This is a genomic window from Halalkalibacter krulwichiae, from assembly GCF_002109385.1.
Lineage (GTDB): Bacteria > Bacillota > Bacilli > Bacillales > Bacillaceae_D > Halalkalibacter > Halalkalibacter krulwichiae.
In genome coordinates this window covers 1,291,345-1,312,419 of the sequence record NZ_CP020814.1, presented here as the reverse complement: position 1 = coordinate 1,312,419, position 21,075 = coordinate 1,291,345, and the positions used below count along the sequence as shown (strand labels likewise).

The following is a 21,075-nucleotide window of genomic DNA, read 5'->3' as shown; positions in this document are numbered from 1 at the left end:
TAATTTAACTCATGTACTTATTATATGCCTCTAACTCGTTTTCAAACTCAAACAGAACCATTTCAAAATCTGATCCCCACTTCCTTTTCGCTTCTTCTAAGATTTTCTCTTCCTCACTGCTTTCAAGTTGCAAACTTTGAATTTGCCTATAAGCATCCATTTGATTATCATATTGAAATTCAACCATCTCAAAATCATAGTTCCAATCTTTAAATGCATGACTCAAGACTGTTTCTTTTACACCACTATCAACTTCTATTTTCACTAATCTGCTATAAGCAGCTGTTTGATTCTCAACGTGATAAACTTGCATCTCCTCATTTCCGTCCAGTTTGTTGACAGAGTTTTAAAGCCAAACTATTGGAAAAAGGAGGGCAAAGAAATGAAGTTTGATGCTGTGGTCGGGAATCCACCTTATCAACTAATGGATGGAGGTACAAAGACGAGTGCTTCACCAATATATAACAAATTTGTTGAATCTTCAAAAGCGTTAAATCCTAAATATATATCTATGGTTACACCAGCACGATGGTATGTTGGAGGAAAAGGGCTAGATTCTTTTAGAACATCTATGCTCAATGATAATCATATTACACGCTTGATTGACTTTCCAAATTCTAATGACGTATTCCCGACCGTAGATATTGCGGGGGGGTAAGTTACTTTTTATGGGATAAGAATACTCAAGGTGAGTGTGAAGTTGTAAATTGTGCAGACGATACAAGAATTGCATTAAAAAGATATCTGAATGAATTTGATGTTTTTATTCGCTCTAATAAAGCTATATCCATTGTAAGAAAAACTTTGCACAATCATAAAGGTGCTTTTATGGATACAGTTGTTTCAGCATCAAAACCATTCGGTTTAAGGACTTTTTATATACCAAAAGAATCAGGAGTGCCGTGCCAATTTATTCAAAAAATTGGTTTAAAGTATGCTGATCCTAAAGATGTCAAAGACAACTGGGGTTTATTGGATAAATGGAAATTATTAGCACCCCGATCGCCCATCGCAGGTCAAACGGATTTTACAAAACCTGTAGGGTTTTACTATGAAGGCAACATACGTATTGTACCGCCTGGAACTTGCTGTACAGAATCCTTTCTTGTATTATTTGCATCAGATTCTAAGGATGAAGTGCTTTCATTTAAGACATACCTTTTTACGAAAGTGATTAGATTCTTGTTACTGCAATGTGTTGCTTCACAAGATGTAATTCGTGACAAGTATAAGTTTGTACCACACTTGGGTAATTATTCAGGCTCGTATACTGATGAAATGTTGTGTGAAATGTGGAGTATTACGGAGGAAGAATGGCAATACATTGATTCGAGAATACACAATTATGAGAAATAACATTTACATAAACTGTATATGAGAAAAACTATCTGTATAATATTATTCAAAACCCATATGATAGAGAATAAGTTGCATAATACAGGAGCAATAAAATGACAGTAATAAAAAGATACCAAGGCATGTAAAACTACAGTATTACTACTGAAGAGAATGAATTCATAAACATATTTAAGAAAAATTTATTTAATGAACGGACAAATTACAGTAGATTAATATAATCTACCCCAGGGGCGGTACCGTAAGTCCTCAAAATAAAGCCACATAGCCTTGTTAACCTTGATAATAAAAGGTTTGCGGGTTACGTGGCAATTTTTTTATCTAAAGGTTTCTTCACAATGCTAGTGTCATAACTTAATAACTTAACACTTTTAGCACAGGTTTTCTGGAGGAGTGTTATCAAGGTATAAAGCGGTATCGCAACTTAGCGTCAAAAGACAAGTCGCTAAAGGTCTATTACAATAAATGTTCATTTAGGCCCAAAAACACACTTACAAAATCTCGCGAAATCAGTTTCTTCCTTCCAGATAAAATAAAAGAGCCAACACTATGTGCAGACTCCTGTTTTCTTATTCAGTGAATATCGTAAAATAAAGATGTACAATCACATTTATTGCAGCTAATCCCCAAACAAAAATCCACACCTCATTGTTAACTGCAACAGCAATAAGGATAGTTAATGCTAGGTTTAAGATCGCATAAAAACCTTTATTCCATCTTTGTTTTCTTTTTCTTGGTGATTCCTTCTCTATTTCATCTCTAAAAGCATCTAGTACTCCATTTACTTTTTTATCAATGTGCCCTTCTTTTCTTAATACTTCTAACACACTGCTTATGTTTGGATCAGGAATCCCTTTAGTTTTTAGTTCTTTTATAGTTTCAGATTCAATATGCCTTCTAACAATATCACGTATATTACTCATTTAAATCTTACCTTTATCTAACTTTTCCATAGCTAACTCAGCCAAGTCTTTAGCAGCCAATTTAATGTGTGACATAAGATGCTTCCCTAAATCCCCAGCCATCTCATCTGAAACTTTAGCTATTCCCTTTTCTTTTAAAAACTCTTGAATTTCCTGGTCTAAATGAAGCTTTGATATGCTTACATCTGTAGAATCCATATATCTTGCATCCTGCTTTTCATAAGGTTTTAACGGGTCTGTATTAAGTTCAAATAAACCCATTTGACAAATCTTTATTCCTGGTACTAGTCTAAACGGAACCGAATTAGTATTAAATGCAACTAAACTAATCTTTCCACGATAACCAGGATTCATATAATGACCCGGACTAATCATTAAACCTAACGATTGAACGCCAAATCGCTCATAAATACGAGCAGTCATATTGTTTGGCACTTTAATAAACTCATGAGTTTGAATTAAGACTGACCCTTTAGGTGGAATGCTGAATTCATCACTAGTTAAATCAATCTTGTCATAATGCTCATCATCATTAACTTCTTTTCCTAGCACAATAGGTTCATCAGAAGAATACTGTTTAACAAGCGGATCCAACGTTAAATTTATCGTTGCCTCTTCGCAATATTCCGGATTGTATGGTGCTATTAATTCTTCCTCTATCGCTAACTTGTGTAATTCACGGTCACTTAACATTTCTTCCTCCCCTTTCCAACTCTTATTTAACTTAATATTGACATAAAAAATAAAAAATACAAGAGGGAACATGTGAACCTTATCGACTAACCTTACGTCGCATTCCAAAAAAATACTTCTTCGCGTTTTCCGCTCTTATATTAACTGAATCCTATGCTAACTCCTCTGAATTTTTTGACAAAGTTACTTTAACCTATAGGACGTCGAACTTTAGCATATGAAAACAAAGGTAAGCATTACGGAAAATGATCTTGTGCTTGCCGCATTTCTTCTATTATATTTATTTCTATAACGCTGCTTCATACTCCCTAACCAGCTTATAAAAAGTCGTCTTTTTCACTCCAATTTCCTGCATTGCACTTACAGCAGTTATCTCCCCTGATTTCCACCGGTTATAAGCATTCTTAAACTCTTCTGTAACCATAACTTTAGGTCGGCCAAAAGCAACTCCTTTTTGCAGAGCTAAATCAATTCCTTCTCGTTGGCGTTTTCGGATTCGTTCTCTCTCTTCTTCTGCCATCCAAGAAAGTATTTGTAGGACAAGATCTGCGATGAAGGTTCCTAAACTATTGTGACTGCTAGAATAAAGTGTACAGTTTTTGCTTGAAAAGATGAAACGCTTATTTACCCAAATATACCAGCAAAAAATATCAACCTATCACTGTAAAATGATCATAGTTCATACTTACAGTGGAGGTTAGCGAAGGTGGATAAGTGGGAAATGTACATGGAGATAAAGCAATTATTAAAGCAAGGATTTAGTCAGACAAAGATAGCTGAAAAGTTAGGGGTTTCTCGAACAACTGTTTACAGGCACTTAAAGAGATCTCCTTCGGAGATGGCGGAATGGGTTGATTCTCTTCAGTATAAAAAGAAGAAATTAGATCCATATAAAGAACTGATTTTATCTTGGTTGAGGATGCATCCGGATATGTCAGCAGCACAAGTTTATGATTGGCTTTTAGAGAAATATAAAGATCTAACTGTTGGAGAAAGTACAGTAAGGACATATGTAAAAGCATTAAGAGAAGAATACAAAATAAATAAGGAAACATCTCCTCGAATGTATGAGGCAATTCCTGATCCACCAATGGGAGAACAAATGCAAGTAGATTTTGGTCATACGAGACAAAAAACTGTTGATAATAAGGAAGCTAAACTCAACTTTATAGCTTTTGTCTTATCACATTCTAGACAAAAGTATAAAGAGTGGTTGGATAGACCATTTACAACACGGGATGTTATACAAGCCCATGAGAACGCGTTTAAATGGTATGGAGGAATGACCAATGAGATCGTTTATGACCAAGATAGTTTAATTGTTGTTAGCGAAAATGGTGGAGATCTAATTTTAACTAAAGAATTTCAGCAGTATAGAGAATCCAGAGGAATAAACCTTCGGGTTTGTAGAAAAGCTGACCCTGAGAGTAAGGGAAAAATAGAAAATGTAGTTGGATTTATCAAACAAAACTATGCCAAACATAGAGTGTTTCATGACATCGACTCTTGGAATGAGCAAGGATGGGAATGGCTGAACAGAACGGGTAACTATAAAATACACAATACAACAAAAAAGAGACCATTCGAAGTGTTCCTCCTGGAAAAGCAACACTTAAAACCGGTCTCCAAAAATATAGATATTCAAAATAACTATGAGATAAGTATAGCAAGATGTGTTCATAAGGACAATACTATTCGTTACCAATCTAATCGGTACTCTCTTCCACTTGGAACTTATAACAAATATGAAAAAGTATGTATCAAGGAAACAGAAACTAAAGAATTAGTTATTTATATACCTGATACTGGCGAAATCATTGCAAAACATTCAATTCCCGAAGGGAAAGGGCTGTTAATAAAAGATAAAAAACATAGTAGGGATCGTACAAAAGGTGTTGGAGCATTCATTAATACAGTGGCTGAGAGATTTGAAGATAAAGAGCTAGCCTTTAAATATTTAGAGATGGTTAGGGAAAAAAATCCTCGTTACATTAAAGACCAGTTGCAAATCATCTTGCGCGAAACAAAAGGTAGCGATAACGAAGTACTGACTAAAGCGTTAGCAGAGTGTTTAAAAAGGAATTTATACAGTGCAACTGATTTTGGCGATATCATTGTGTATTTGGCAATTAACTTTTGTATGAAATGGCAATTAAGGGAATACGAAAATCCGTATCTTTATCCATACGCGATGAGCTTGACACGGAGCCTCTATGGCCATGAAATTTGGCAACACGGCAAGCTTGTAGCTTGCCAGGCATAGTAGCCTATCATGACCACCTCTCCGTGTAAAGCTGCGCTTATTCATAAATTGGTGCATACGCTTAATTGCCAAAAGACACATTTATTAAATGCCATAAACAATCATTGCATATGTGAAACGTCAGCGCCAGGTACATGAAACAGTTATTGATAAAAAGAAAGAAGTTAAGACTTTGAACAGGCTATCGGAATGGGTTTTAGAAACAGAAGCATACAAAAGAAAAGTAGATACTTACACGGTTTTAATGGAGGTTGAATAGCGATGAGCCAAATCCAACAATTACAAGACATAATGAAAGGATTAAGGCTCGTTGAAACTGCCAAGCATCTCCCCCATTTGATTAGAGAAGCTGAGCAAAAAGACCTTTCATTTACTCAATTCCTGTTAGATGTCACTTCTTATGAGCAAACTCGAAGAGAAGAAAAGCAACTAAACAACCGATTAAAGTGGGCAACTTTTCCTTTCAGCAAAACACTTGAGGAGTTTAATTTAAAAGAACAAAAGTCTTTAAGCAACAAACAACTAAATAGATTAAAAGATTTAACTTGGATAGAACAGCTGTACAATTTGATTTTATTAGGGCCACCAGGTGTAGGTAAAACTCACCTGGCCGTAGGCCTAGGAATAGAGGCTATTAACCAAGGGTATAAAGCGATATTCACATCAATGGGAGATTTAATTCATAACCTGAAAACAGAAGAAATCACACGAAAGTCAAAAGCAAGAATGAAAAGAATTAGAGAGGCTGATTTAGTCATAATAGATGACTTAATGTTTATGGCAATGGATCAACAAGAAGCTAATATGTTCTTTCATTTAATTAACGACCTGTATAATCAGTCTTCCATTATCTTGACCTCTAATAAGGCACCAAAAGAATGGGGAGAATTATTGGGTGATCAAGCTATAACAACAGCAATTCTAGATAGGATTCTTCACCGAGTAGAAATCATTCATTTAAATGAAGATAGTTATCGTATGAAGCATCGTTCTACAATATTTGGGGAACAAAGTGTTTCAAAATAACGAGCAAAAATTGTTTCATTCTACTTGACGGTCACAACTATCCTTAAATTGAGTAGTATCTAATAATGGCATATCTAAAACGACAATATCTGCCTGAATATTTTTTGTGATGTCATTCCACTCCTGTAGAATCTCCTCTTTGTTACGACCGAAACGATCGAGAGAATGAATATAGAGCACATCTCCTTTTCGTATCATACGTTTTAACAATTGATATTGATCTCGATCAAAGTCTTTCCCACTTTGTTTATCGATGAAAATGTCCCGAGGATCCATTCCCATTTTTTTCATAAAATCTAATTGTCGACCTTCATTTTGATCTTTGCTGCTCACTCGTATGTATCCAAATTTTCGAACATCCATTTTTTCACTCTCCTCCCTATTATTTTTATTATTCTACCAAAACCGTCCGTAAAAGTATATACAAAACGACGAACGTCCGTAAATAACTTAAGGACTTTTATGAACGTTATATATAACCTATTTTAAATAAATAATCCCCGTTCGTAAAAGTGTACTTTTACGAACGGGGGGTTCTTGTATGTATTTCCTTAGTACAGAATATATGATATCAATAAGGATTATAATCCCATTCACTTGCTTGTTGTGCTTCCAACGCCATTTCTGTTAAAGCTTCGTTTTGAGAAGTTAACATACCATCTACAGCATCTAAAAATCTAAATAGTTCATTGAAGCATAAAGATATATTGACTACATCATACTTCTTTTCTTTTTTGAAATGTAATTTTAAATACTTATCAATCGGATATCTAAATTTGCTTGATGTAGTATCTATATTGTGCAATTGTTTAATATAAAGCTCAACAATAATTAGAGTTGTATCGTCATCTGGAGCATTTGCTCGTAATCCAATATGATCTTTTATTACATTCCAAAGACCTTCTATGCTATGTTTTCTATTTTTCAATTTTTTGGAAACGGTTTTGAAATCAAATTGACAATCTTCAACCAAAATTCGTTTTAACGCTAATTCAATTCCATTTCTATACATATAACACATTGGAAGAAAAAGATAATCTTTTTTGTTTTCCATTATCATTTTACACAAATAATTAGCACCTTCCATATAGCCCTCAATATAAGGATAAAAATCATTACTAAAACCCTTCCAGATCACACCTTGGTCATAATAGCTACCATCTTCAATAAGAAATTTAGGTTTGTATACTATTAATTCATCCTGCTTACCTTCCTTAACTTGATATAACATACCCGTTAACATTTTATAAGCTGAATTCATGTTGGTACCCAGCGCGCGTAAGTTGATATGTGTTTGCACTTTAAAAAATCTTGCCATTTTAAAATTAAATGGATACCTAAACATATCAGACTGTTCATCAAGCTCCGAAATATCTGTTAAATATTCATCTAACCATTTACCCTCATTGTCACTCAAAGTAATATCATCTTCTTGTAACAATACACTTATTTCATCATATGCATATGCATCCTTTAAATTATGTCTAACATTACCGATAAATTCTTTTTTATCATCCACTTCAGTTAGGTATTTAAAGGCTATGGATTTCAATAAAAGTTCTAAGCTTTGCCTGTATAAGTAAACTATTCCGAAGAGCCAAAAATCTTTTTTTCTATTTTCATTTGTATTCAAAGCATGATTTATTAATAAGTTTGCGGATGATAAAAAATTCTCAGAGTATAAGTAAAATTCCTTTTGGATATCATCGGAGTTTTTCACTTTTAATATATGTAAACTATTTTTCTCCACAAATTCAAAATTTGCTTTCTCTCTTGGCCAGATCATAATATCCCTGATTCCCCTTATTTGTTAAAATTGAAAAAAACCTAATTATCACTTACTTACGTGAATGGTTAATGTCTGTAAAGATTCAAAAATTCATGGATCATTTAGGGAAGGATTTAGGGAACGGATTTCAAGGATTTTCATGTAAAACTCCCAAAATTATTTATTATCCTTTTCTTCCTTTACTCTTAGAAATTCGTAATAATCTAATTTATCCTGATCTTTTATCCTGATCTGTATTTTGGAATCCTCCTCAATATATCCTATTGCCATTCCTTTATTTTTAAAGCCTTGTTCTTCTTTCGAAAGATTTGGATACTTATAATCCATCTCGTAATAATTTAGGGATAGAAAGCGATTACGAATTTCCCCTTCAAATTTATACTTCTTAGAAAACTTAGTCCAATTAATTACTACAATGTTATCTTGAATCTCGATCTCGGACTCATGTTTTGCGTCCAATATCCATTTTCCGATTAGAATCGATAGTTCTATATCTGATATTAAATCAAATTCAGCTGATGCTAAATTCCTTTGAAACATTCGTTCAACTTTAGCTTCTTTAAGTTTTTTCTGTTCTTCTTCTTTTTCTTGTTTTAATGTTTCCTGTAGGTCTACAAGAGTTTGTCCAACTAACTCATGAACGCCTTCTTTTTGAGAGTTAGCCTGTTCTAGGATGCTCCTGGCTTCTCCTTCAAAGCCAGCTCTTGTATATTGTTTCGCTAAGTTTGAAGCAGCTAATGTGTTATCTAACTCAAAAGCTAGTTTATAATTTTTCACTTCGTTAAAATGCAAATTTAATCTTCCATAAGAAACTCCTAAGTTGTTTAATGCATCTTTATGAGTTGGCTCAATATTTACTAGGCTTTTATAATATAATATAGCTAATTTATCTTGCTTATTCTTTGAATAAGCATAAGCTATATCAAATAGTAAACTTTTATCATTTGGTTTAATTTCTAAAGCTTTTTCTAACGCAGAGATTTGAGAATCTATGTTGTTATCCTTATTATAGTGTTCTGCTAGTCTCTTTAAATACTCAAATCTTTCTTCTGAATTTTTTGTAGAGTTTAAAGCTGATATTAGCAATCTATAGGCCTCTTTTTTATTACCAGACATAAAATTAGAATTAGCTAATCCCCTTTTTAAATATCCGTTTGTGTCATTATTATTTTCAAATTTCAACCCTTTTTCATAATATGATTTGGCAATCTCATAATTGTGAGTTGATTCATAAGCTTTAGCAATTATGTTCATTACATCCCCAAATACCTCAGTGCCTTCAGCCTTGTTTTCAATAGTTTCAAAATTACGGGTTGAGTCTTCTCCTATTTGATAAAGTAAACTGTAATATAACGATTCGTTCCTAATTTTTTTACTACTAACTGTCTCTTCATTTTGTAATTCCTCATAAGCCATTGTCATTCTGTCTTTATCATTGTCAGTCCAGGCATTAAGGAGCTTACTTAACTTATCTTCTTCGACTTTATCTTCTATTATTTCACTTTTATGTTCATTATCTTCCTTATCAACCTTGTTAGTCTGTAATTGTTCATTCTTCTCCTCCAGTATAGTTTTATCTAGGCTTGTATCATTAACTTTAGCTAATTCATCATGTAACCTTTGAAATTCTTTTTTGTTTTTATCTAAAAATTCAATGATAACTTTAACTATGATATAGATTCCATAGCAGATAAGGAGAGCTATGCCAATCCAAAAAGTAGTTAAATTCTGTAGGTAATACCATTCATCTTTTAATTTACTATTTGCTTCAATACCTATAACTATTGGCATAAGAAAAGCGAGTGCGGTAAACAACCATTTCATCATTTCTTGACTTGCTCCTTTACAATTTGGATCACATATAAGCCTTTTACCTTCAATATTTGGTAATTGTTTTATAACTACCCAAATTATAGACTAAAAGAGTTAGGCTTTTATAGTAATTTTCAACTAGAAATTCATATTTTTATTATATTGTCTAGACGAAAAGACACAATTTTTCTTTCAATCTACTAAATATCCTTTATAGATCGTTGATGAATCAACGTATACGCATGCTTATGTTGCCGTACCCCTATTTAGTAAATAGAAAAAGAACGAATTCTTAATCGTCCTAAAAATGTTAAACAACTTGATAAACAGCTTTTTCTCAAAACAAAAACAGTAGCTAAAGCTACTATAAAGGGAAGATAATAAGGCAATTGCTCACTTTTTTTCGTGTTTCTTCTATAGTATATATAGCTATTTTTATAATGATTTGTCATACTCCTTAACTAGCTTATAAAAGGTGGTCTTTTTACTCCAATTCTTGCATAGCACTTACAGCTGTATCTCCCCTGATTTCCACCAGTTATAAGTCATAGAAATGGTTATAGCAAGCATTAGTACTAAAGAAGAAAAATAAAGACCAGAATTCACCGCTTTCGGAATCATTACTTAAAAGAATTGACACCGATTTGCTAGAGTGCTATTATCAGCATGTCACTTTAGATGTTATTTTGCACTCGTTTTAATCGCTATTTTGCGTTAGGAATATGAAAAAGTCGATCCTTTAAGAACCGACTTTTTCATTTTGCTTATTGTGTTAAAGCACCCGTTAGCTTAATAAAAAGTAATTAACTTTTCCTTTTCATTGAATATTCAACCCAGAAAATACCAATAGAGATTATACCTGCCGTTATTATGGTAGAAACTATATCAAAAGCACTCAAATCATCGGGGATAAGAATTGTTTTTAGAATGAAATTACTGACAGTAAAAATTATAATGTAAAGTAAGAACTTTAATATCTCTTTTTTAAATGTCATTCTTTCACCTCGTAATTATTACCATTTCCAAACATACAGGATTTAATTATTGTAAACCTGCTTCTTTTCGCTATTAAAAAGAGCTGCCGTCCAAGTCGGACCTTCAACTCTTGCACCCGTTAGTGAAACATAGGTTAATCCGCACAATGTTGTTAAAACATTAGCTTATTCGCTTTCTTTATACTTTAACTCGTCTAAATTTTCTTTTTTAGTCGTAAAGCTGACTTGGTAAATGTTATTCTTCTCTACCCAATAATGATATGTTACTTCTGGCTCGTCTTCGAAAACCACCCCAATGTAATAGGGATTAAGGTGCTTAAAACCATCTTCTCTATGAGGAACCGTTGTAATCATCCATTCTTCATTCGGATACTGTTGTTCTAAATATGGTTCTAACATTTCAACTTTTTTCTCAATGTGTACATCAATCCAATAGGGGTGAGCTGTAAAAAATACGCTATATGCCACAAGAATGACTGTGGCAAATACCAATCCAAACATTCTCCAATTACCTTTTAAAATAAATGAAATAATTATGATTATTGCAATAACAATACCTACAATCATAAACTCTATTACTTCTGTTGGGTGCATAAGCCCTCCTTTGTAATATATTTACATCAACTCTTCTACTTCAAAGCACAAGAAGCGACTGCTTGTTCCACAATCGCCTGCGTTACTTCAACAAAAAATTGATGGTAAACAAGTAAAAAGTCAAAAGAGTACCGTCAAAAGCATTGTGAATATTATAATTAACGTGGCAGCCCAAATGAATATTCCTCCAAGGGTGCTTTTTGTTTTCTTTAGATAAGACTCGTAGTCATTCTGGATTTTTTGCTGATGATGCTCATCTGGAGGTGTATACGCTGTGTAAGTTGGATTGGCTACCCTGCTACCGTGATAAAGTGTTTTATATAATGGGAAAGCAGAAATAAACAACACTATCGCTACTCCAAACGCTATCATCTTTATTATTTCGAGGGGGAATTCACGAGTAATTAAAAATGTTATCAAACCGATAAGTATATAAATTCCTATTGAAATAACCAATCCGTAAAAAATGTTTCTCAAAATTAATCCCCTCCAACTGAGTTATATGATTTAAACTTAGTTTCTCTTGTTGTGCTATCCTGCCCGTTACCTCAACAAAGAAAGGCGAATACCCTTGCGGGTAATCGCCACCCGTTAGTACAATAAAATGGGCAACGTCTCTACGTTACCCATTTCATTACTACCCTTTTTTTATTTTTAACATCGAGTTAGCATTTGCCTGAAATTCATACGGAACTTTCAATTCTTCAACTGTACAGCCATTGTCAGCCAGATAACTTATTAATTTATCTAAATGTTCATATCTTTTCCCCTCTAAATCAACTAAAGGAAAAATACGAACTTCCTCTTTCGTAACCCTCAATAACTCATTTAGCGTTTCTATGTGAAATTGATAATCTAATCTATCCGCATACATAAATAGAAAATGTGCAGAGAGAAGAATATCAAATTCTTCATTCTTAAACGGTAAAGAAGGTAATGTAACAGGAATGTATCTTTCGCTAGATTCCTTCATATCTTTGGCACAATCTTGTAAGGCACTTAAACGATGGTTTCTAAGACCTTCTATATCTTTAAAATAATCCCATTTATAATTGTTTTGGGCTTTTTGCATATGCTTCATCGCGTGTTCAATATCCTGGAGACCTTTATTTTTTAAGTCTTCACCCGAATGATAATAGGCAATATCGCAAGCTGTTACGTCTAAACCTGATTTGTTACCAACAGCAGTAAATGAACAAGCTCCTGCTGGACAATCGAGTATTTTCTTTCCTTCTAGTTCTTCTTCTGAAAGCGAGAACATATCAAAATACTCTCCAAAGGTTCTCCCAATAAAAACAATTCGCTCTAAATCTAACTTTGTACTCTGCTCAACTTTACTCAACTAAACTCACCTCTTCTAAAAGATTACATTAATAGTACCACGAAAAAAGTGGTAATGTTAACCTTTTTTACTGTTCTTATTCAACAAACCTGCTCGTTAGCTTAAGTATATTCTTTCACAAAGTCCTTTAAAAATGAAGAACTTTGTTGCGCAGTATGAGTCTAATACGTACTACAAGAGTTATTCCACAATTATGACTAGACAAAAAAGACGCTATCCTTAGCATAGGAAAGCGCCAAATTATTGCATAACGTTAAGTTTTTCAATTGTAGTTTCCAATTAGAACAATCTTATTTCCAATTACGTTAGCAATACTAGGGCAATACATAAAAGTAAATCGTGAAGGACTATTCTACCTGGTTAGTTCAGACTACCAAAAGCTCCTACCCGAATTTATTATGCAATCTAAAGAACGTTCCGTTTGCGGTGACAGCTCACCTCACTTGAGAAATCATCCTCAAATTTTTTGAAGCATTTATCTATACTTTTGTTTTAGACTTTGCTACTGAATAAGACATTATAATAGTCCTCGCATTTTTTTCGAAACAACTCTCCAATAATTTGAGCTTTTGATTTGTAAAATTACTTAGAACTTCTAGTCATATTTATAGTTGATAAACTGGTGCCAAGTTTGGTGCCCAATTCTAAAAATTTGTTGATACTACTTTAGGCCACATTTCATCATCATTAATCCATTTTTGCCATCTGTTTCATAAATTCCCACCTACACCAAACTTTGCCTCTAACCTCATCCATACGCTGCTCAAGATTAATTTCTTCCGAATCAACCTGTTATGTAACTAAGATAAGGCTGTTATAAGTGGCCTTCTTATAATACCAAAAAGGAGAACCATTTAAGTTCTCCATACAACATTAATTTAATAAATTCATTGCAATCTCAGAAGCATTTAGGTCCACCTTTAACTGCTCTTTTAAATCACTAGGATGATAATATCCTTTAGATATCAAGTATTGATATATTTTTTCATGTGCCTCAATCGCGTCGTTTAATTGTTGACGCAATGCCGTTCTTATTTCCGGGGTGGTTGCTTCCGTTAAAGCAAACGTTGTATTTCTGACCCCTGCTTTTGCAGAAATTAAGAAATCGGTAGCAATCACTTGATCCGTCATTGCAGCCATTCCAGCCATATTTTGCAGCAAATTCGTCATAGATTAGAACCCCCATTTTGTAGTAATTCTTGTAATTGTTGTATATGTTGCTTTCCTGTTGTGACATCCATTGTTAAAATGGCTTTTAATTCTTCACACTTAACCAAACTACTCATCGTTGACGACTTCGTCAAACAAAGGTTCTTAAAGGTTAGTAATTCATGTAATTCTAAAGTTTCATGAAGCGCATACTTTGTAGTCATCTTCTCACTCCTAATGTTAAAAGGTTTATGCTCGATTATGTTACGTATTTTTATTTTTATTATTCAAAAATTTAGGTCGACATATGGTGACAGGAAATTTCCATATAACTTTATCCGGATACTCCCAAACATTTAGAGATAAAATATACTTTGTCAAGACAGGAGGTGAAATCATGCAACCAGGAAATCTTGCATACCACGAAACAATGGAGACACACGAGCTATTAAATTTTAAAACCGTTGGCTTACTTAAATCTAAAATGATGCAAGGGATCGTATTTGATCAAGATCTCAAAGCGATGATGGAAAAAAACGTTCAACAATCAATAAAAGATATACAAGAACTCCAAGCCCTTTATCAACTGGCAAAAACTCATTAAGTGAGGTGATAGAAAGTGAATGATTATTTAGATCCAATTAACTCGGTTGGGATGCCCGAGCAAGCGGATTCAGGAATCGCGCTTGATTTATTATTAACAGCAAAAGAAGCAGTTAGAAATTATGCTATTGCCTTGACGGAAGCTGCGAGCCCAGAGCTTAGATTGACATTACGTAATCAAATGGAATTAGCGATTGATTACCACGAAGAAGTATCGAAACTGATGATGAAGAAAAAGTGGTTCCATCCTTATAACATATCTGAACAAAAGAAATTGGACCTTCAGGCCGCCCAAACAGCAGTGGATATTGCCGGTCTTAATCTCTTCCCAGGTAATACAAATCGTAAAGGATTATTCCCTACCCCGCCACAGTGATTATGAAAATATTGGAGGATTATTCATGAAAGCAGTTACCTTTCAAGGTGTTAAAAATATTATCGTTAAAGATGTAAAGGCACCAAGTATCCAAAAACCTGATGATATAATCGTCAAATTAACGCATACAGCCATTTGTGGATCTGATTTGCACTTAATACATGGAATGATACCGAATTTACAAGAAGATTATATTATTGGACATGAGCCAATGGGGATTGTGGAAGAAGTCGGTCCTGAAGTTACAAAGCTAAAGAAAGGTGACCGTGTTATTATCCCGTTTAATGTAAGCTGCGGTAAATGCTGGTTCTGTGAGCATGAGCTAGAAAGCCAATGTGACACTGCTAACGATAATGGTGAGATGGGAGCTTATTTTGGCTATTCAGGAACAACAGGGGGTTATCCTGGGGGACAAGCAGAATATATGCGTGTACCATATGGAAATTTTACCCCATTTAAGATTCCTGAGGATAGTGAAGTAGAAGATGAGAAATTAGTGTTACTTGCTGATGCTGGTTCAACGGCATATTGGAGTGTTGATAATTCCGGGATGAAAGAAGGAGACACCGTAATCATTCTCGGCTGCGGACCAGTTGGACTTTTGGCCCAAAAGTTTGCTTGGTTAAAAGGGGCAAAGCGAGTTATTGCCGTTGATTACGTAGGCTATCGTTTAGAACACGCTAAGCGTACGAATAATGTTGAAGTGGTCAATTTTGAGGATTACGAAAACGTCGGTTCCTATTTACACGATTTAACTAATGGTGGAGCAGATGTAGTCATCGATTGTGTTGGAATGAGTGGAAAGATGACCGACATTGAATTTTTAGCCTCAGGGTTAAAGCTGCACGGTGGTGCAATGAGTGGACTGGTCATGGCGAGTCAAGCTGTACGAAAAGGTGGAAACATTCAAATCACAGGTGTTTACTCATCTAGGTATAACGGTTTTCCATTAGGAGATATTTTCCAACGCAATGTAAATATTAGAACAGGTCAAGCACCTGTAATTCACTATATGCCATATTTACATGACTTAATTGCATCCGGGAAAGTAGACCCCGGGGATGTTGTTACACATATTTTGCCTCTAGATCAGGCGAAGCATGGGTATGAGATTTTTGACACGAAAATGGATAATTGTATTAAAGTTGTCTTAAAACCATAAAAGTATTATGTAAAAGAGAGGTTCCGTCATGACCCGAAAAAACAATTCATTAGGAATATTCGCAATACTCTTAACAAGTGTTTATACAGCAATATTAACTACACTGTTAATGAACACTAAACAAAGGGTTGATTTTCTTTATTATAAAAATAAATTCAATAATTAAGGGAGTAAAAAGACGATGGTGAATACCTCGTCTATACTCCCCTTCTTTATTTGAACTTCGCTACAATTTTTCAATTTTAATAAACACCATATACATCGGGACAATCAGATTCAATTGGGATATAAAAACAATGCTCCTTATAACGCCCGGAATTCCATTGGCCCCACCATTGTTCTGGACACGGACCTTCTGGCCGAAAAAACCATAAAGCAAATTCAGCTGGCCTATGTCTCTCTCCGTTGATAGCTCTCTCAGCTAATCGAATTTCCTTTTCTCTTGCCCGCTGATAAAAATAAGGAAAATGAACAGCTTCAAATCCTCCTGGAGATTGCCAAACCATTCTTTCAATTGAATTAATGTCAACAAAATCCAAACAACCTACTCGAACCCTGTTAACACAAACATTTGCTACAAGCAACATGCCTAATTCACCTTCACCTTCAGCTTCTGCTCTAATTAATCTTGCGAGCAATTTCCGGTCATTTGCATTAGTTTTTATGACGGCCAAATAAATTTCCTCCTTGATTTGAGAAATTTATAAAATTATATGTCGAAATATAATTTTAATACTTAAACATTTCGGATTGTTTCAAGTGGGAAATTTAATATGATGTTGATAACCTAATTTATCTTGCTTGTAGTTGAAAAATGTACTAGCTTTCTAGATACAAGTTTGTACTCTTCAAGGTCGTAAACCAGCCTTTAAGTTAAAATCTTCGTTTCCAGTTCCGAAGCCATCATATTTAGGTATATTTTTATAGCTGAACATATATCCTCAGTAGCCATAACCTTGGGCCAACCTGCATTTCAATTTGCTCTCCTTCATTTGCTAACAATTCCATATACAGCATTTCTTTCGATTTGAAAAATACATAAAAAGTACTCTTTGCAATGCCGACTGATGAAGTAATATTCTCAAGAGAAGTAACTCTTAAAACCCTTTTCAATGAAAAAACGATATGCTACTTCTAGTAATTCCTTTCTAATACTTTCTTTCTCTAATTCAGTGAATTTAGCCATAGTCGGGGTACAGCCAACATTTCGGAAATTTTGTACGGTAAGCAAAATTCGACACGAAAAAAGCCAAATACCTGTACGCTAAGGGATTTGGCTTATGTTATGGATTAGTTTTTATTTAAGGGCCTTAGCGAATTAGCTGGTAATCTATTTGAATCAAATTTATATTCTCCAAGAAAATTAATATGTTCCCATCCTAAAGGTGAAATATGCGGAAGCAATTCTTCTCTTAGAACATTATTTTTCTTAAACTCCTTTGTTACTTCACTTAAATACACAGTATTCCATACGCTAATTGCATTGATCAATATATTTAATGCACTGGCTCTCTGTAGTTGATCTTGTATGCCACGCTCTCTAAATTCACCACGTTTACCAAAAAATAAAGCTCTAGCCAATCCATTCATGGCTTCTCCTTTATTTAGCCCACGATGTATCCTTCTTCTTAACGTTTCATTTGTTATATAGTCAAGACTAAAGATTGTCTTTTCAATTCTCCCAATCTCTCGAAGAGCTGTAGCTATTTTATTTTGTCTTGCATATGAACCTAATTTCCCCATGATTAATGATCCAGAAACTCTTCCTTCTCGAATCGAATGTGCCAACCTTAGTACATCATCAAAATTTTCTTTAATAACGTTTGTGTTAATTTTACCCCGAAGTATGCCTTTAATGTTTGGAAAATCAGTAGGGGAAGAAATAGTATATAATTTTGCGTCACTTATATCTCTTAGTCTTGGTGCGAAACGGAACCCTAACAAATGGCTTAATCCGAAAACTTGATCCGTGTAACCAGCCGTATCAGTGTAATGCTCTTCAATTGAAAGATCAGATTCATGATGTAATAATCCATCTATCACATGTACGGCATCCCTTGCATTTGTATTAATAACTTTTGCATAAAAGGAAGAAAACTGATCACTTGTAAAACGATAAATGGTCGTACCTTTCCCAGTTCCATAATGCGGATTTGCATCTGCGTGTAATGATGATACTCCAACAGGGACACGCATACCATCTGAAGAAGATGTTGTCCCATCTCCCCAATATGTAGCTAAAGATAAACGGTGCTGATAATTTACAAGTGTAGCTTGAGCGCGAGTCATCGCATCTTCATGTAATCTCCATTGCATAACATTGGCCATCTGGCGATATGAAATATCAGGAGTTGCTTCTGCCATTTTAGTTAATCCAATATTTGTCCCCATCGCCATTAATGAAGCCATCACAATAGACTTTTCCTCACCTTTAGGCGGTTGATTTGAAGAAGCGTGAACAAATGATTCTTCAAATCCAGTCCATTCAGCTACCTCCATTAATAAATCAGTAAGTTTAACTCTAGGAAGCATATTATAAAGCGATAAGCTGAAATTTCTAGCTTCTTCAGGAGTATCAGCTTGAAGTCTCTCAATATGTATCTTTTGTTTTTCAATGTTGATACTTTCAACTTTATCAATATTTTTGGAAATCCATTGAAGTTTAGTATTTAAAGTTTCACATCTTTCCTGTATATACTGTTCAAAACTTACATTAACAGCTATATTAGTCCCTTTATTCTTTGCTTTTCCCCAATCATCTTTTGATACTAAATATTCTTCAAAATACTTATGTAATCGACTACCTTCAACCCAAACATCACCAGAACGGATATAGTTTTTGAGTTCTGTTAAGGCAGCCATTTCATAATATTGACGGTTAATATTACCCTCATCATCAAAAACATGTTTTTGCCAACGTTTAGGAACAAAACTCAAAGGTGAGCCATCAGGGATTTTCCTTTTTCCAGAATCATTTAATTCACGTATGGTATCTAATGCTTTCAATAAAGGCTCTGCTGATTTAGTAGATTTGAACACTAAAGAATCCAACAGATTTGGAGTATATTTCCTTAAATAGTTATATCGAGTTTTTATTAAATCAAGGTAATCATAATCCATTGGTCTTGATAATAATTTAGCTTCCTCAATCGATTCTACAATTTTATCCCACGGCATTACTTGCTCTAGTGCCACATAGGGATCGATCCCTTCCTCTTTGGCTTTAATTAAAGCCGTTCCTATATCTGCGTAATGCACAACTTTTTCATTTACTGACTTTCCATTTTGTTTTTGCATCTCTTCTTGAGTTTTTCTGCCTTTCGCTTGTAACACCATCATTTGTCTATCATGAATTTCAATGGCATGGTCAGTTAAGTCTTGGGAAAGAGTGATTAAGTGAGAGACTAATAATGCATATCTTTTATCTTCGTTAAATCTTCTAAAAGAATGGGGTTCATATCTTGCCCCAATTCGTGCCAATTGTAAAAGTCTATTGGGGTGTATTAATGCCGTATTGGCTGCAATATTCATTTCTTTAATGTACTTTAATCTTTTTATGACCTTTAAAAAAGAATCTGGTGACGACTGTCCGGGAATTTCTCGAAGCCAAGCTAATTGGGTTTTATTATTGTTTACCGTTAAATCGATTAACTTTTCTAGTTCACGCTTATGTCTTTCGGAAAGATTACTTGTTAGTATGGCATATATTTTTTTCTCTGCACGCGTTCTTGCCAGCCAAACCATCCTTTCGATTGTTGGTATGGCAGGAAGGATTATTTTTTCCTTTCTTAATAAATCAATTGCTGTGCGTACTAGATACATCGAATTTCCATTTTCCAATGCGGATTTTAAAAGAACATTAGAAATCGTACGATAATCACTGTTATTAAAGTTTCTATATCCATAAACTTGACGTATTTCTTCTAAATGTTCACGTCTAGTTGTATCACGTTGAGCATATGAAGAGTAAACCTCTGGATCTACATTAATTTGATTTGCGACATATTTAATAAGGTTTTCGGGTATTTCTAACATATTTATTAAAGAACAACCGGGGTTTCTAAGAATGCATAATTGGAGTGCGAACCCTAAGCGATTATGATCTCTTCTATGACGGTTTATAACATCAATATCATAGTCAGATAGACTGTAATAAGAAGTAACTTCAAATTCTGATAAATTATTAAGGTTTAAAATTTCCTTGCGCTGTTCTTGTGTCAGTAGTTCTTTCACACTCAAGTTATATCAATCCTTATAATTAATTTTGAGACTAATTTAATTTGTCTAAGTATCTGTACAGTGAGGTTTTACTGATTCCTGTTGCTTCTGTAATTTCGTTGATTGTATAATCCTTACTTTTATACATTTTTATTGCCATTTCAACTTTGTCCTTTTTCTTCGATGGTCTGCCACCTTTCCTTCCTCTGGATCTTGCTGCTTGAAGCCCTGACTTTGTCCTTTCGCTAATAATATCTCGTTCTAACTCTGCAATATTTGCCATTGTACGAAAGAAAAACTTCCCCATTGCAGTTGAAGTATCAATACTGTCATTAATAGAGACAAAATCTACGCCCATATCATTGAATGATTCACTAAGTTCAATTAGATGTTTTGTAGAACGTGAAATACGATCCAGTTTATATACAACAATTTTGTCGCCACTGCGTAAGACTTTAAGGAGTTCTTCTAGTTGGGGTCTATCTTTTCTAGTTCCGGTCAATTTCTCTTTATAAATTTTTTCTACTCCAAATTTTGTAAGGGCATCAACTTGCATATCCAAGTTTTGCTCCTCCGTACTTACTCGTGCATAACCAAATATCATCATTCATCACCTGCAAAAGTAATTTATAACCCTATATTAGCACCAAAAAAGGCATTAGATATTAAAAATGTTACTTTGATTTTGGGAATGAGTTTTGGTTCTATAGATTAATAGAAATAGGTTGTTTTTTTTAAAATATTTATCAGTACCATAAACGGTCGTTTGTGGAA

21 protein-coding genes and 2 pseudogenes are annotated in these 21,075 nt (G+C 34.1%); 7 read left to right on the top strand and 16 right to left on the bottom strand.

What is annotated here, in order from left to right; genetic code table 11:
* Positions 1-4 precede the first annotated feature (4 nt).
* Entirely contained in the window at positions 5-313 is a 309-nt protein-coding gene (locus tag BkAM31D_RS06845; RefSeq protein WP_066160856.1) for a hypothetical protein, read from the bottom strand.
* A gap of 69 nt (positions 314-382) precedes the next feature.
* Here BkAM31D_RS06845 and BkAM31D_RS23915 point away from each other — a divergent pair, with 69 nt between their 5' ends.
* Positions 383-658 (top strand): Eco57I restriction-modification methylase domain-containing protein, encoded by a 276-nt coding sequence (locus BkAM31D_RS23915; protein WP_085449751.1) that lies wholly within the window; start codon positions 383-385, stop codon positions 656-658.
* A 170-nt stretch (positions 659-828) separates the two neighbouring features.
* Positions 829-1,356 carry a hypothetical protein gene (locus BkAM31D_RS23910; protein WP_085449750.1) on the top strand — a complete coding sequence of 176 codons (528 nt, stop codon included), beginning with the start codon at positions 829-831 and terminating at the stop codon, positions 1,354-1,356.
* Between the two features lie 569 nt (positions 1,357-1,925).
* On the opposite strand, the gene BkAM31D_RS06830 is transcribed toward BkAM31D_RS23910, so the two are convergent.
* From BkAM31D_RS06830 to BkAM31D_RS06820, 3 genes and pseudogenes are all read right to left on the bottom strand, one after another.
* Positions 1,926-2,279 carry a hypothetical protein gene (locus BkAM31D_RS06830; protein ID WP_066160850.1) on the bottom strand — a complete coding sequence of 118 codons (354 nt, stop codon included), beginning with the start codon at positions 2,277-2,279 and terminating at the stop codon, positions 1,926-1,928.
* Positions 2,280-2,972: a dCTP deaminase gene (dcd, locus tag BkAM31D_RS06825; protein ID WP_066160847.1), complete on the bottom strand. Its 693-nt coding sequence runs from the start codon at positions 2,970-2,972 to the stop codon at positions 2,280-2,282. It abuts the gene before it with no gap.
* Between the two features lie 286 nt (positions 2,973-3,258).
* Positions 3,259-3,543, bottom strand: a pseudogene (locus BkAM31D_RS06820) (recombinase family protein); the annotation flags it as partial.
* Between the two features lie 135 nt (positions 3,544-3,678).
* On the opposite strand from BkAM31D_RS06820, the gene istA reads away from it, so the two are divergent.
* Positions 3,679-5,235 carry an IS21 family transposase gene (istA, locus tag BkAM31D_RS06815; protein WP_235820576.1) on the top strand — a complete coding sequence of 519 codons (1,557 nt, stop codon included), beginning with the start codon at positions 3,679-3,681 and terminating at the stop codon, positions 5,233-5,235.
* Between the two features lie 261 nt (positions 5,236-5,496).
* Positions 5,497-6,261, top strand: a complete 765-nt coding sequence (gene istB, locus BkAM31D_RS06810; RefSeq protein ID WP_025909801.1) for an IS21-like element helper ATPase IstB — start codon at positions 5,497-5,499, stop codon at positions 6,259-6,261.
* Between the two features lie 36 nt (positions 6,262-6,297).
* Here the strand turns inward: istB and BkAM31D_RS06805 are convergent.
* The 8 genes and pseudogenes from BkAM31D_RS06805 to BkAM31D_RS06765 form a co-directional block, all read right to left on the bottom strand.
* Positions 6,298-6,624 (bottom strand): annotated as a pseudogene (locus tag BkAM31D_RS06805) (recombinase family protein); the annotation flags it as partial.
* Positions 6,625-6,832: 208 nt separating this feature from the next.
* Positions 6,833-8,047 (bottom strand): hypothetical protein, encoded by a 1,215-nt coding sequence (locus tag BkAM31D_RS06800; protein WP_066160845.1) that lies wholly within the window; start codon positions 8,045-8,047, stop codon positions 6,833-6,835.
* 159 nt (positions 8,048-8,206) lie between these two features.
* A complete protein-coding gene (locus BkAM31D_RS06795; RefSeq protein WP_066160842.1) occupies positions 8,207-9,877 on the bottom strand; it encodes a tetratricopeptide repeat protein in 1,671 nt (556 codons plus the stop codon).
* 1,145 nt (positions 9,878-11,022) lie between these two features.
* Positions 11,023-11,451, bottom strand: coding sequence for a hypothetical protein (locus BkAM31D_RS06785; protein WP_066160837.1), 429 nt, complete (start codon positions 11,449-11,451; stop codon positions 11,023-11,025).
* A gap of 120 nt (positions 11,452-11,571) precedes the next feature.
* Entirely contained in the window at positions 11,572-11,928 is a 357-nt protein-coding gene (locus BkAM31D_RS06780) for a hypothetical protein (RefSeq protein ID WP_066160833.1), read from the bottom strand.
* A 160-nt stretch (positions 11,929-12,088) separates the two neighbouring features.
* A complete protein-coding gene (locus BkAM31D_RS06775; protein WP_066160830.1) occupies positions 12,089-12,793 on the bottom strand; it encodes an SAM-dependent methyltransferase in 705 nt (234 codons plus the stop codon).
* 873 nt (positions 12,794-13,666) lie between these two features.
* The gene (locus BkAM31D_RS06770; protein WP_066161133.1) at positions 13,667-13,963 is read right to left on the bottom strand and encodes a spore coat protein; all 297 of its coding nucleotides are present in this window, start codon (positions 13,961-13,963) and stop codon (positions 13,667-13,669) included.
* On the bottom strand, positions 13,960-14,166 hold the full coding sequence (locus BkAM31D_RS06765; protein ID WP_066161131.1) for a hypothetical protein: 207 nt from the start codon (positions 14,164-14,166) through the stop codon (positions 13,960-13,962). The genes BkAM31D_RS06770 and BkAM31D_RS06765 overlap by 4 nt, the downstream gene beginning before the upstream one ends.
* Before the next feature lie 173 nt (positions 14,167-14,339).
* Here BkAM31D_RS06765 and BkAM31D_RS06760 point away from each other — a divergent pair, with 173 nt between their 5' ends.
* From BkAM31D_RS06760 to BkAM31D_RS06750, 3 genes are read left to right on the top strand one after another with little or no spacing between them, the layout of a single operon-like run.
* The gene (locus BkAM31D_RS06760; RefSeq protein ID WP_066161129.1) at positions 14,340-14,546 is read left to right on the top strand and encodes a spore coat protein; all 207 of its coding nucleotides are present in this window, start codon (positions 14,340-14,342) and stop codon (positions 14,544-14,546) included.
* A 15-nt stretch (positions 14,547-14,561) separates the two neighbouring features.
* On the top strand, positions 14,562-14,921 hold the full coding sequence (locus BkAM31D_RS06755) for a spore coat protein (RefSeq protein WP_066161127.1): 360 nt from the start codon (positions 14,562-14,564) through the stop codon (positions 14,919-14,921).
* A gap of 25 nt (positions 14,922-14,946) precedes the next feature.
* Positions 14,947-16,083 carry a zinc-dependent alcohol dehydrogenase gene (locus tag BkAM31D_RS06750; protein WP_066161124.1) on the top strand — a complete coding sequence of 379 codons (1,137 nt, stop codon included), beginning with the start codon at positions 14,947-14,949 and terminating at the stop codon, positions 16,081-16,083.
* A 242-nt stretch (positions 16,084-16,325) separates the two neighbouring features.
* Here BkAM31D_RS06750 and BkAM31D_RS06745 read toward each other — a convergent pair whose 3' ends face one another.
* The 4 genes from BkAM31D_RS06745 to BkAM31D_RS06730 form a co-directional block, all read right to left on the bottom strand.
* On the bottom strand, positions 16,326-16,757 hold the full coding sequence (locus tag BkAM31D_RS06745) for a cell wall hydrolase (RefSeq protein WP_085449749.1): 432 nt from the start codon (positions 16,755-16,757) through the stop codon (positions 16,326-16,328).
* 247 nt (positions 16,758-17,004) lie between these two features.
* Entirely contained in the window at positions 17,005-17,196 is a 192-nt protein-coding gene (locus tag BkAM31D_RS24065) for a TetR family transcriptional regulator (protein ID WP_218017031.1), read from the bottom strand.
* 177 nt (positions 17,197-17,373) lie between these two features.
* Positions 17,374-20,322 carry a Tn3 family transposase gene (locus BkAM31D_RS06735; protein ID WP_066154515.1) on the bottom strand — a complete coding sequence of 983 codons (2,949 nt, stop codon included), beginning with the start codon at positions 20,320-20,322 and terminating at the stop codon, positions 17,374-17,376.
* Positions 20,323-20,353: 31 nt separating this feature from the next.
* Positions 20,354-20,905: a recombinase family protein gene (locus BkAM31D_RS06730; RefSeq protein ID WP_066154512.1), complete on the bottom strand. Its 552-nt coding sequence runs from the start codon at positions 20,903-20,905 to the stop codon at positions 20,354-20,356.
* Positions 20,906-21,075: the final 170 nt, after the last annotated feature.

Excerpts from the sequence above, each read along its gene's own strand:
- BkAM31D_RS06795 (WP_066160842.1), bottom strand. The coding sequence starts at position 9,877 with ATGATGAAATGGTTGTTTACCGCACTCGCTTTTCTTATGCCAATAGTT.
- BkAM31D_RS06765 (WP_066161131.1), bottom strand. The coding sequence starts at position 14,166 with ATGACTACAAAGTATGCGCTTCATGAAACTTTAGAATTACATGAATTA.
- BkAM31D_RS06750 (WP_066161124.1), top strand. The coding sequence starts at position 14,947 with ATGAAAGCAGTTACCTTTCAAGGTGTTAAAAATATTATCGTTAAAGAT.
- BkAM31D_RS06770 (WP_066161133.1), bottom strand. The coding sequence starts at position 13,963 with ATGACGAATTTGCTGCAAAATATGGCTGGAATGGCTGCAATGACGGAT.
- istB (WP_025909801.1), top strand. The coding sequence starts at position 5,497 with ATGAGCCAAATCCAACAATTACAAGACATAATGAAAGGATTAAGGCTC.
- BkAM31D_RS23915 (WP_085449751.1), top strand. The coding sequence starts at position 383 with ATGAAGTTTGATGCTGTGGTCGGGAATCCACCTTATCAACTAATGGAT.
- BkAM31D_RS06785 (WP_066160837.1), bottom strand. The coding sequence starts at position 11,451 with ATGCACCCAACAGAAGTAATAGAGTTTATGATTGTAGGTATTGTTATT.
- dcd (WP_066160847.1), bottom strand. The coding sequence starts at position 2,972 with ATGTTAAGTGACCGTGAATTACACAAGTTAGCGATAGAGGAAGAATTA.
- BkAM31D_RS06760 (WP_066161129.1), top strand. The coding sequence starts at position 14,340 with ATGCAACCAGGAAATCTTGCATACCACGAAACAATGGAGACACACGAG.
- BkAM31D_RS06845 (WP_066160856.1), bottom strand. The coding sequence starts at position 313 with ATGCAAGTTTATCACGTTGAGAATCAAACAGCTGCTTATAGCAGATTA.
- BkAM31D_RS23910 (WP_085449750.1), top strand. The coding sequence starts at position 829 with ATGGATACAGTTGTTTCAGCATCAAAACCATTCGGTTTAAGGACTTTT.
- BkAM31D_RS06830 (WP_066160850.1), bottom strand. The coding sequence starts at position 2,279 with ATGAGTAATATACGTGATATTGTTAGAAGGCATATTGAATCTGAAACT.
- BkAM31D_RS06730 (WP_066154512.1), bottom strand. The coding sequence starts at position 20,905 with ATGATATTTGGTTATGCACGAGTAAGTACGGAGGAGCAAAACTTGGAT.
- BkAM31D_RS06800 (WP_066160845.1), bottom strand. The coding sequence starts at position 8,047 with ATGATCTGGCCAAGAGAGAAAGCAAATTTTGAATTTGTGGAGAAAAAT.